Consider the following 11,914-nt stretch of genomic DNA (forward strand, 5'->3'; position numbering starts at 1 on the left):
AGACACAATAGGAAATGGTCTACTAGCGTAGATCATCATAGATTGTACTTGGTTGTTTGGTTCAGTTTTGAGCGATTGATGCTCAGAGGATCTTCTGTTAAAACCCGTCATGTTTTGTGACGAATACAGAAGTCACCACCTCGTGTGGAAGCTGTACCTTGAAAACTAGATAAGAAGAAATCAGGACGTGAAGGCACCAAAAGAAGCCAACACGAAACTGATGACAAGACATCAAATAAAAACCAACGACTTTTTCATCTGAAGCATGAGTATAGTTAAGTGAAAAAGGGCGCACGGTGGATGCCTTGGCACTAGGAGCCGAAGAAGGACGGGACAAACACCGATATGTCTCGGGGAGCTGTACGTAAGCATTGATCCGAGAATTTCCGAATGGGGAAACCCTCTACTCGTCATGGAGTAGAACCTCTATCTGAATCCATAGGATAGAGGAGGCAGACCCGGGGAACTGAAACATCTCATTACCCGGAGGAAGAGAAAGCAAACGCGATTTCCCGAGTAGCGGCGAGCGAAACGGAATTAGCCCAAACCAAAAAGCTTGCTTTTTGGGGTTGTAGGACACTCTATACGGAGTTACCAAGAAATACGTTAGACGAATCGATCTGGAAAGGTCAGCCACAGCGGGTAACAGCCCTGTAGTCGAAAGCGTGTTTCCTCCAGAGTGGATCCTGAGTACGGCGGAACACGTGAAATTCCGTCGGAATCCGGGAGGACCATCTCCCAAGGCTAAATACTCCCTAGTGACCGATAGTGAACCAGTACCGTGAGGGAAAGGTGAAAAGCACCCCGGGAGGGGAGTGAAAGAGAACCTGAAACCGTGTGCCTACAAGTAGTCGAAGCCCTTTTATGGGTGACGGCGTACCTTTTGTAGAATGGACCGGCGAGTTACGATCTCCTGCAAGGTTAAGTGGAAGACACGGAGCCGCAGCGAAAGCGAGTCTGAATAGGGCGAGATAGTAGGGGGTCGTAGACCCGAAACCGTGTGATCTACCCATGTCCAGGGTGAAGGTCAGGTAACACTGACTGGAGGCCCGAACCCACGTACGTTGAAAAGTGCGGGGATGAGGTGTGGGTAGGGGTGAAATGCCAATCGAACACGGAGATAGCTGGTTCTCTCCGAAATAGCTTTAGGGCTAGCCTCAAGGGATGTATGTTGGAGGTAGAGCACTGATTGGACTAGGGGCCCTCACCGGGTTACCGAATTCAGTCAAACTCCGAATGCCAATCATATTACCTTGGGAGTCAGACTATGGGTGATAAGGTTCATAGTCGAAAGGGAAACAGCCCAGACCGTCAGCTAAGGTCCCCAAGTATACGTTAAGTGGAAAAGGATGTGGCGTTGCTTAGACAACCAGGATGTTGGCTTAGAAGCAGCCATCATTTAAAGAGTGCGTAATAGCTCACTGGTCGAGTGACGCTGCGCCGAAAATGTACCGGGGCTAAACGTATCACCGAAGCTACGGATTGTTCTACGAACAATGGTAGGAGAGCGTTCTAAGTGCAGGGAAGTCAGACCGTGAGGACTGGTGGAGCGCTTAGAAGTGAGAATGCCGGTATGAGTAGCGAAATAGAAGTGAGAATCTTCTACACCGAATGCCTAAGGTTTCCTGAGGAAGGCTCGTCCGCTCAGGGTTAGTCGGGGCCTAAGCCGAGGCCGAAAGGCGTAGGCGATGGACAACAGGTGGATATTCCTGTACCACCCAATTCCGTTTGAGTGATGGGGGGACGCAGTAGGATAAGGAAAGCGCACGACTGGACGTGTGCGTCGAAGCAGTGAGTGAGTCAGATAGGCAAATCCGTCTGGCAATCACAAGCTGTGATCGGGAGGGAAAATGAGTACCGAAGTTCCGGATTTCACACTGCCAAGAAAAGCCTCTAGCAAGGAAAAGGGTGCCCGTACCGCAAACCGACACAGGTAGGCGAGGAGAGAATCCTAAGGTGATCGGGAGAACTCTCGTTAAGGAACTCGGCAAAATGACCCCGTAACTTCGGGAGAAGGGGTGCTTACTTACGAGTAAGCCGCAGTGAAAAGGCCCAAGCGACTGTTTAGCAAAAACACAGGTCTCTGCGAAGCCGAAAGGCGAAGTATAGGGGCTGACACCTGCCCGGTGCTGGAAGGTTAAGGGGATGCGTTAGCGTAAGCGAAGCGTTGAACTGAAGCCCCAGTAAACGGCGGCCGTAACTATAACGGTCCTAAGGTAGCGAAATTCCTTGTCGGGTAAGTTCCGACCCGCACGAAAGGTGCAACGACTTGGGCACTGTCTCAACGAGAGACCCGGTGAAATTATACTATGCGTGAAGATGCGCATTACCCGCGACAGGACGGAAAGACCCCGTGGAGCTTTACTGTAGCCTGATATGGAATGTTTGTACAGCTTGTACAGGATAGGTGGGAGCCTTGGAAACGTGAGCGCTAGCTTACGTGGAGGCGCCGGTGGGATACCACCCTGGCTGTATGAACCTTCTAACCCAGAACCGTGATCCGGTTCGGAGACAGTGTCAGGTGGGCAGTTTGACTGGGGCGGTCGCCTCCTAAAGAGTAACGGAGGCGCCCAAAGGTTCCCTCAGAATGGTTGGAAATCATTCGAAGAGTGTAAAGGCAGAAGGGAGCTTGACTGCGAGACCTACAAGTCGAGCAGGGACGAAAGTCGGGCTTAGTGATCCGGCGGTACCGAATGGAAGGGCCGTCGCTCAACGGATAAAAGCTACCCCGGGGATAACAGGCTTATCTCCCCCAAGAGTCCACATCGACGGGGAGGTTTGGCACCTCGATGTCGGCTCATCGCATCCTGGGGCTGTAGTCGGTCCCAAGGGTTGGGCTGTTCGCCCATTAAAGCGGTACGCGAGCTGGGTTCAGAACGTCGTGAGACAGTTCGGTCCCTATCCGTCGTGGGCGTTGGAAGTTTGAGAGGAGCTGTCCTTAGTACGAGAGGACCGGGATGGACACACCGCTGGTGCACCAGTTGTTCCGCCAGGAGCATCGCTGGGTAGCTACGTGTGGAAGGGATAAGTGCTGAAAGCATCTAAGCATGAAGCCCCCCTCAAGATGAGACTTCCCCACACTTTAAGTGAGTAAGATCCCTCAGAGACGATGAGGTAGATAGGTTCGAGGTGGAAGCATGGTGACATGTGGAGCTGACGAATACTAATCGATCGAGGACTTATCTATACGTTCTTTGGATGAAAAACCAATGGTTTGTCTACTTCTTATCTAGTTTTCAAGGTATTTTTAAAAAACTCTTGCATTTGTTGTGAGAAATGCGTTATAATGTATCTTGTCCTTGAAAAAACGAGTCTGGTGGCGATAGCGGAGAGGTCACACCTGTTCCCATACCGAACACAGTAGTTAAGCTCTCCAGCGCCCATGGTAGTTGGGGCTCACGCCCCTGCAAGAGTAGGACGCTGCCAGGCATACATAGGAGGATTAGCTCAGCTGGGAGAGCACTTGCCTTACAAGCAAGGGGTCGCAGGTTCGAGCCCTGCATCCTCCACCATGTTATGCCGGTCTAGCTCAATTGGTAGAGCAACTGACTTGTAATCAGTAGGTTGGGGGTTCAAGTCCTCTGGCCGGCACCATTTAGAGCCATTAGCTCAGTTGGTAGAGCATCTGACTTTTAATCAGAGGGTCGGAGGTTCGAATCCTCCATGGCTCACCATTTTAATGCGGGTGTGGCGGAATTGGCAGACGCGCTAGACTTAGGATCTAGTGTCTCTCGACGTGGGGGTTCAAGTCCCTCCACCCGCACCATATTAATAAATATATTGCGGAAGTAGTTCAGTGGTAGAACACCACCTTGCCAAGGTGGGGGTCGCGGGTTCGAATCCCGTCTTCCGCTCCAGTAGATTTAATCATTTTGTTTGCCAGATGATTAGATTGGTATTATCCCATGCCGGGGTGGCGGAATTGGCAGACGCACAGGACTTAAAATCCTGCGGTGGGTTTCCACCGTGCCGGTTCGAGTCCGGCCCTCGGCACCACTTAGCGCCCGTAGCTCAATTGGATAGAGCGTTTGACTACGGATCAAAAGGTTAGGGGTTCGACTCCTCTCGGGCGCGCCATTTCCGGGAAGTAGCTCAGCTTGGTAGAGCACTTGGTTTGGGACCAAGGGGTCGCAGGTTCAAATCCTGTCTTCCCGACCATCTTCATTTTTTATGTGGGGCCTTAGCTCAGCTGGGAGAGCGCCTGCTTTGCACGCAGGAGGTCAGCGGTTCGATCCCGCTAGGCTCCACCATTTTTATTGATCATTGAAAACTGAACAAAACAACCAGTACAAAAAGTAAGAACATGCTAGCTTTAAGCGAGCTTGATCAACACAAGCACTTCGGTGCATCTATTTTATGGAGAGTTTGATCTTGGCTCAGGACGAACGCTGGCGGCGTGCCTAATACATGCAAGTCGAGCGCGGGAAGCTGACTGAATCCTTCGGGAGGACGTGAGTGGAACGAGCGGCGGACGGGTGAGTAACACGTGGGCAACCTGCCTGTAAGACTGGGATAACTCCGGGAAACCGGGGCTAATACCGGATAGTACTTTGGTTCATAGGAACCGAAGTGGAAAGGTGGCGCAAGCTATCACTTACAGATGGGCCCGCGGTGCATTAGCTAGTTGGTGAGGTAACGGCTCACCAAGGCAACGATGCATAGCCGACCTGAGAGGGTGATCGGCCACACTGGGACTGAGACACGGCCCAGACTCCTACGGGAGGCAGCAGTAGGGAATCTTCCGCAATGGACGAAAGTCTGACGGAGCAACGCCGCGTGAACGAAGAAGGTTTTCGGATCGTAAAGTTCTGTTGTTAGGGAAGAACAAGTACCGTTCGAATAGGGCGGTACCTTGACGGTACCTATCGAGGAAGCCCCGGCTAACTACGTGCCAGCAGCCGCGGTAATACGTAGGGGGCAAGCGTTGTCCGGAATTATTGGGCGTAAAGCGCGCGTAGGCGGTTTCTTAAGTCTGATGTGAAATCTTGCGGCTCAACCGCAAGCGGTCATTGGAAACTGGGGAACTTGAGTACAGAAGAGGAGAGCGGAATTCCACGTGTAGCGGTGAAATGCGTAGAGATGTGGAGGAACACCAGTGGCGAAAGCGGCTCTCTGGTCTGTAACTGACGCTGAGGTGCGAAAGCGTGGGGAGCGAACAGGATTAGATACCCTGGTAGTCCACGCCGTAAACGATGAGTGCTAGGTGTTAGGGGGTTTCCGCCCCTTAGTGCTGCAGTTAACGCATTAAGCACTCCGCCTGGGGAGTACGGCCGCAAGGCTGAAACTCAAAAGAATTGACGGGGGCCCGCACAAGCGGTGGAGCATGTGGTTTAATTCGAAGCAACGCGAAGAACCTTACCAGGTCTTGACATCTTCGGATGTCCCTAGAGATAGGGAGTTCCCTTCGGGGACCGAATGACAGGTGGTGCATGGTTGTCGTCAGCTCGTGTCGTGAGATGTTGGGTTAAGTCCCGCAACGAGCGCAACCCTTGATCTTAGTTGCCAGCATTGAGTTGGGCACTCTAAGGTGACTGCCGGTGACAAACCGGAGGAAGGTGGGGATGACGTCAAATCATCATGCCCCTTATGACCTGGGCTACACACGTGCTACAATGGATGGTACAAAGGGCAGCGAAGCCGTGAGGTGAAGCCAATCCCATAAAACCATTCTCAGTTCGGATTGTAGGCTGCAACTCGCCTACATGAAGCCGGAATCGCTAGTAATCGCGGATCAGCATGCCGCGGTGAATACGTTCCCGGGCCTTGTACACACCGCCCGTCACACCACGAGAGTTGGCAACACCCGAAGTCGGTGGGGTAACCTTTGGAGCCAGCCGCCGAAGGTGGGGCCAATGATTGGGGTGAAGTCGTAACAAGGTAGCCGTATCGGAAGGTGCGGCTGGATCACCTCCTTTCTAAGGATAAAGTGAAAGGCGGAAGCACCCGGTTAGCGACGTACAAACTGGACTGAACCGAAGGAGATAAAGGAAACACAAGGAGCTTAGCGACTTGATGTTGACTTATCGTACGGAGGTGAGGGAAGTTGTGCTAGTCGCTGGGTGCTGGAGCTAGACACAATAGGAAATGGTCTACTAGCGTAGATCATCATAGATTGTACTTGGTTGTTTGGTTCAGTTTTGAGCGATTGATGCTCAGAGGATCTTCTGTTAAAACCCGTCATGTTTTGTGACGAATACAGAAGTCACCACCTCGTGTGGAAGCTGTACCTTGAAAACTAGATAAGAAGAAATCAGGACGTGAAGGCACCAAAAGAAGCCAACACGAAACTGATGACAAGACATCAAATAAAAACCAACGACTTTTTCATCTGAAGCATGAGTATAGTTAAGTGAAAAAGGGCGCACGGTGGATGCCTTGGCACTAGGAGCCGAAGAAGGACGGGACAAACACCGATATGTCTCGGGGAGCTGTACGTAAGCATTGATCCGAGAATTTCCGAATGGGGAAACCCTCTACTCGTCATGGAGTAGAACCTCTATCTGAATCCATAGGATAGAGGAGGCAGACCCGGGGAACTGAAACATCTCATTACCCGGAGGAAGAGAAAGCAAACGCGATTTCCCGAGTAGCGGCGAGCGAAACGGAATTAGCCCAAACCAAAAAGCTTGCTTTTTGGGGTTGTAGGACACTCTATACGGAGTTACCAAGAAATACGTTAGACGAATCGATCTGGAAAGGTCAGCCACAGCGGGTAACAGCCCTGTAGTCGAAAGCGTGTTTCCTCCAGAGTGGATCCTGAGTACGGCGGAACACGTGAAATTCCGTCGGAATCCGGGAGGACCATCTCCCAAGGCTAAATACTCCCTAGTGACCGATAGTGAACCAGTACCGTGAGGGAAAGGTGAAAAGCACCCCGGGAGGGGAGTGAAAGAGAACCTGAAACCGTGTGCCTACAAGTAGTCGAAGCCCTTTTATGGGTGACGGCGTACCTTTTGTAGAATGGACCGGCGAGTTACGATCTCCTGCAAGGTTAAGTGGAAGACACGGAGCCGCAGCGAAAGCGAGTCTGAATAGGGCGAGATAGTAGGGGGTCGTAGACCCGAAACCGTGTGATCTACCCATGTCCAGGGTGAAGGTCAGGTAACACTGACTGGAGGCCCGAACCCACGTACGTTGAAAAGTGCGGGGATGAGGTGTGGGTAGGGGTGAAATGCCAATCGAACACGGAGATAGCTGGTTCTCTCCGAAATAGCTTTAGGGCTAGCCTCAAGGGATGTATGTTGGAGGTAGAGCACTGATTGGACTAGGGGCCCTCACCGGGTTACCGAATTCAGTCAAACTCCGAATGCCAATCATATTACCTTGGGAGTCAGACTATGGGTGATAAGGTTCATAGTCGAAAGGGAAACAGCCCAGACCGTCAGCTAAGGTCCCCAAGTATACGTTAAGTGGAAAAGGATGTGGCGTTGCTTAGACAACCAGGATGTTGGCTTAGAAGCAGCCATCATTTAAAGAGTGCGTAATAGCTCACTGGTCGAGTGACGCTGCGCCGAAAATGTACCGGGGCTAAACGTATCACCGAAGCTACGGATTGTTCTACGAACAATGGTAGGAGAGCGTTCTAAGTGCAGGGAAGTCAGACCGTGAGGACTGGTGGAGCGCTTAGAAGTGAGAATGCCGGTATGAGTAGCGAAATAGAAGTGAGAATCTTCTACACCGAATGCCTAAGGTTTCCTGAGGAAGGCTCGTCCGCTCAGGGTTAGTCGGGGCCTAAGCCGAGGCCGAAAGGCGTAGGCGATGGACAACAGGTGGATATTCCTGTACCACCCAATTCCGTTTGAGTGATGGGGGGACGCAGTAGGATAAGGAAAGCGCACGACTGGACGTGTGCGTCGAAGCAGTGAGTGAGTCAGATAGGCAAATCCGTCTGGCAATCACAAGCTGTGATCGGGAGGGAAAATGAGTACCGAAGTTCCGGATTTCACACTGCCAAGAAAAGCCTCTAGCAAGGAAAAGGGTGCCCGTACCGCAAACCGACACAGGTAGGCGAGGAGAGAATCCTAAGGTGATCGGGAGAACTCTCGTTAAGGAACTCGGCAAAATGACCCCGTAACTTCGGGAGAAGGGGTGCTTACTTACGAGTAAGCCGCAGTGAAAAGGCCCAAGCGACTGTTTAGCAAAAACACAGGTCTCTGCGAAGCCGAAAGGCGAAGTATAGGGGCTGACACCTGCCCGGTGCTGGAAGGTTAAGGGGATGCGTTAGCGTAAGCGAAGCGTTGAACTGAAGCCCCAGTAAACGGCGGCCGTAACTATAACGGTCCTAAGGTAGCGAAATTCCTTGTCGGGTAAGTTCCGACCCGCACGAAAGGTGCAACGACTTGGGCACTGTCTCAACGAGAGACCCGGTGAAATTATACTATGCGTGAAGATGCGCATTACCCGCGACAGGACGGAAAGACCCCGTGGAGCTTTACTGTAGCCTGATATGGAATGTTTGTACAGCTTGTACAGGATAGGTGGGAGCCTTGGAAACGTGAGCGCTAGCTTACGTGGAGGCGCCGGTGGGATACCACCCTGGCTGTATGAACCTTCTAACCCAGAACCGTGATCCGGTTCGGAGACAGTGTCAGGTGGGCAGTTTGACTGGGGCGGTCGCCTCCTAAAGAGTAACGGAGGCGCCCAAAGGTTCCCTCAGAATGGTTGGAAATCATTCGAAGAGTGTAAAGGCAGAAGGGAGCTTGACTGCGAGACCTACAAGTCGAGCAGGGACGAAAGTCGGGCTTAGTGATCCGGCGGTACCGAATGGAAGGGCCGTCGCTCAACGGATAAAAGCTACCCCGGGGATAACAGGCTTATCTCCCCCAAGAGTCCACATCGACGGGGAGGTTTGGCACCTCGATGTCGGCTCATCGCATCCTGGGGCTGTAGTCGGTCCCAAGGGTTGGGCTGTTCGCCCATTAAAGCGGTACGCGAGCTGGGTTCAGAACGTCGTGAGACAGTTCGGTCCCTATCCGTCGTGGGCGTTGGAAGTTTGAGAGGAGCTGTCCTTAGTACGAGAGGACCGGGATGGACACACCGCTGGTGCACCAGTTGTTCCGCCAGGAGCATCGCTGGGTAGCTACGTGTGGAAGGGATAAGTGCTGAAAGCATCTAAGCATGAAGCCCCCCTCAAGATGAGACTTCCCCACACTTTAAGTGAGTAAGATCCCTCAGAGACGATGAGGTAGATAGGTTCGAGGTGGAAGCATGGTGACATGTGGAGCTGACGAATACTAATCGATCGAGGACTTATCTATACGTTCTTTGGATGAAAAACCAATGGTTTGTCTACTTCTTATCTAGTTTTGATGGTATAGTTTCTCCCATCTTAATAAGGATTAGCTTATATCCACCAAGTCTGGTGGCGATAGCGGAGAGGTCACACCTGTTCCCATACCGAACACAGTAGTTAAGCTCTCCAGCGCCCATGGTAGTTGGGGCTCACGCCCCTGCAAGAGTAGGACGTTGCCAGGCACTTATAAAATCCAGTTATAAAGTTTTTAAAACTTTATAACTGGATTTTTTTATATACCACAAGAACAAGGAAAATAACGTCTTTTACTAGCACTTTTAACATAAATCATATATTGTTATATTAACTGATTAAATATAGGTGGTGGCATATGAAATCATTATATGAACAAATATACGAATCAATAAAGCAGGATATAGTATCTGCAAAATATAAAGTTGGTGATCAGGTCCCGTCTGAAAAGGAGTTATCGGAATATTTTAACGTAAGCACAATCACAACTAAAAAGGCATTGGAAAAGTTAACAAATGAGGGCTATGTTTACCGTAAACGAGGAAAAGGAACATTCGTATCAAAAAATACGCTTGATATGGGTAATGTGAAAAATAATGTGAAAATGAAAAAACCTTTGTTTGGTTTGGTTCTCACTACTTTTGATGATAGCTTTGGAAATAAGCTAATTGCAAGCATTGAGGAAGCATCCCATGATAATTGTTGTATAATTTTAAGGCGTTCTTTAAGTATTCCAAATAGGGAAGACAAGGTCATCAAAGAATTACTAGAATACGGCATTGACGGACTTATCATATCTCCTGCAAAAGCCGAACATTACAGCCTTGAAATACTTAAAATGGTTGTTAATCAATTTCCGTTAGTTTTAATTGATAGATCCTTTAAAGGATTAGCCACAACCTCAGTTTCCACAGATAATAAACAAGCAGCTAAAAAGGGGATAAATCATTTATTAGATTTAGGGCATGAAAATATAGGGATTTTAATACCGAAGGATAATGGTACCACAACCATAGAAGATCGTATTAAAGGTATTGTGGAAGCCATTGCAGATAGAAAAATGATTGTAAATCATGATTTATGGTGTTCAGAGATAAAAAGTCCATACCCCACCCATGAGGATACGAAAAAGGATATAGAAGTGATCAAGAATCATATTAAAAACAACCCAGAAATTACAGCATTATTCGCACTGGAATATAATATTGCTGTATTAGCAAAACAAGCAGTGGAACAGTTGGGCTTAAAGATACCAGAGGATATATCGATTCTCTGTTTTGATAGTCCACCTAGGAATGCTTTAGAGTGGAATTTCACACATTTACAACAAAACGAAGAAGAGATTGGTCAACTAGCGTTAAGTAATTTGTTAGAAATGTATAATGGAAACTTCTCCATAGATGATATTCGTGTATCAGCACATTTGGTAGAAGGAAATACAACAGTAAAAAACAATGTGACTAGTGGTCATTTGAATGTTTAATAAAGGAAAAACTCATGCTGTTTTGTGGACACATTCCATCGAAACAGCTTTTTTATTAGCGTTTATATATTATATTATTATATTAATTGTCGAATAAAATATATTGACATATAATATATTATCAATTATATTAAATGCAAGCGCATACATATGATGTTGTGGAAAGAAGGCATGTTTATTCATTTAAAAGGGAAGGGAAGTGGGAGTAATGAATAATGCCGGGATTAGTACGACAAATCTAACTAAAAAAAAGAAGAAAAGTATATGGCGAAGAATATGGCAGCATCGTTTATATTATCTGTTCATGCTTCCAGGCATAATTTGGTTTATTATTTTTTCGTATATCCCTATGTACGGTTTAACGGTAGCCTTTAAAGATTTTAATTTTATAGGCGGAATTACAGGCAGTCCTTGGGCTGGGTTGAAATATTTTAAGGAATTTTTTAATTTTTATCAATCATGGGAAATTATTCGCAATACATTAACAATTAGTGTTATGAAGTTAGTGATAGGTTTCCCAATGCCAATTATCCTTGCGTTGTTATTAAATGAAGTAAAATTAATGAAATTTAAAAAGACTGTACAGACTATCTCCTATTTACCTCACTTTATATCTTGGGTCGTTGTCGTGACTATTTTACAACGAATGCTTACTCCATATGGTGGCCCAATAAATGAAATGATAGCTTCTTTAGGTTTCGACAAAATTCAATTCCTAGGCAATCTTGAATATTTTTATCAAGTCGTTATACTCTCGGACATTTGGAAAACAGTAGGTTTTGGAGCCATTATCTATTTAGCTGCAATTTCAGGAGTGGATCAACAATTATATGAATCAGCTAAAATGGATGGTGCTAATAGATTTAGACAAATGTGGCATATTACGATCCCTTCGATACGTCCAGTAATGGTCATTATGTTCTTGCTAGCATGTGGAAGTATCATGACCGTAGGATATGAACAATTATTACTATTAAATACTCCATCAACTGCTTCCATCGGAACGGTGTTAGATGTATATGTAATCCAATCAGGCTTAGAGCAAGGGAGGTTAAGTTATGCCACAGCAGTAGGTTTATTTCAAGGGATCATCGGTGTCATTCTAATTATAGTAGCCAATAGCATTAGCAAGAAAGTAAATGAAACATCATTATGGTAAAGGAGGT

General features: G+C 48.1%; 2 protein-coding genes, 9 tRNA genes and 5 rRNA genes. All 16 read left to right on the forward strand.

Annotated elements, in window-relative coordinates; genetic code table 11:
• The first annotated feature begins 273 nt into the window (after positions 1 to 273).
• The 16 genes from ACZ5R4_RS13880 to ACZ5R4_RS13955 all read left to right on the forward strand — a co-directional run bounded on the left by ACZ5R4_RS13880 (position 274) and on the right by ACZ5R4_RS13955 (position 11,907).
• A 23S ribosomal RNA gene (locus tag ACZ5R4_RS13880) occupies positions 274 to 3,187 on the forward strand.
• 125 nt (positions 3,188 to 3,312) lie between these two features.
• Positions 3,313 to 3,429, forward strand: a 5S ribosomal RNA gene (rrf, locus tag ACZ5R4_RS13885).
• Between the two features lie 7 nt (positions 3,430 to 3,436).
• A tRNA-Val gene (locus tag ACZ5R4_RS13890) sits at positions 3,437 to 3,512 on the forward strand.
• Positions 3,513 to 3,518: 6 nt separating this feature from the next.
• Positions 3,519 to 3,594, forward strand: a tRNA-Thr gene (locus ACZ5R4_RS13895).
• Between the two features lie 4 nt (positions 3,595 to 3,598).
• Positions 3,599 to 3,674, forward strand: a tRNA-Lys gene (locus tag ACZ5R4_RS13900).
• Positions 3,675 to 3,681: 7 nt separating this feature from the next.
• Positions 3,682 to 3,766, forward strand: a tRNA-Leu gene (locus ACZ5R4_RS13905).
• A 16-nt stretch (positions 3,767 to 3,782) separates the two neighbouring features.
• Positions 3,783 to 3,857 (forward strand) — tRNA-Gly (locus ACZ5R4_RS13910).
• Between the two features lie 50 nt (positions 3,858 to 3,907).
• Positions 3,908 to 3,996 (forward strand) — tRNA-Leu (locus tag ACZ5R4_RS13915).
• A 4-nt stretch (positions 3,997 to 4,000) separates the two neighbouring features.
• Positions 4,001 to 4,077 (forward strand) — tRNA-Arg (locus ACZ5R4_RS13920).
• A 4-nt stretch (positions 4,078 to 4,081) separates the two neighbouring features.
• A tRNA-Pro gene (locus tag ACZ5R4_RS13925) sits at positions 4,082 to 4,158 on the forward strand.
• A 16-nt stretch (positions 4,159 to 4,174) separates the two neighbouring features.
• Positions 4,175 to 4,250: transfer RNA gene (locus tag ACZ5R4_RS13930), tRNA-Ala, on the forward strand.
• 103 nt (positions 4,251 to 4,353) lie between these two features.
• Positions 4,354 to 5,915, forward strand: a 16S ribosomal RNA gene (locus tag ACZ5R4_RS13935).
• A gap of 428 nt (positions 5,916 to 6,343) precedes the next feature.
• Positions 6,344 to 9,257, forward strand: a 23S ribosomal RNA gene (locus ACZ5R4_RS13940).
• A 100-nt stretch (positions 9,258 to 9,357) separates the two neighbouring features.
• A 5S ribosomal RNA gene (gene rrf / locus ACZ5R4_RS13945) occupies positions 9,358 to 9,474 on the forward strand.
• The 16S, 23S and 5S rRNA genes sit together here with 9 tRNA genes alongside, the layout of an rRNA operon.
• 149 nt (positions 9,475 to 9,623) lie before the next feature.
• The gene (locus ACZ5R4_RS13950; RefSeq protein ID WP_109985155.1) at positions 9,624 to 10,748 is read left to right on the forward strand and encodes a GntR family transcriptional regulator; all 1,125 of its coding nucleotides are present in this window, start codon (positions 9,624 to 9,626) and stop codon (positions 10,746 to 10,748) included.
• Between the two features lie 208 nt (positions 10,749 to 10,956).
• Positions 10,957 to 11,907, forward strand: a complete 951-nt coding sequence (locus ACZ5R4_RS13955) for an ABC transporter permease (RefSeq protein ID WP_054861140.1) — start codon at positions 10,957 to 10,959, stop codon at positions 11,905 to 11,907.
• Positions 11,908 to 11,914: the final 7 nt, after the last annotated feature.

This window comes from Gracilibacillus sp. JCM 18860 (genome assembly GCF_055395245.1).

Bases quoted from the DNA above. Each gene is read 5' to 3' on its own strand.
- ACZ5R4_RS13950 (WP_109985155.1), top strand. From the start codon at position 9,624: ATGAAATCATTATATGAACAAATATACGAATCAATAAAGCAGGATATA.
- ACZ5R4_RS13955 (WP_054861140.1), top strand. From the start codon at position 10,957: ATGAATAATGCCGGGATTAGTACGACAAATCTAACTAAAAAAAAGAAG.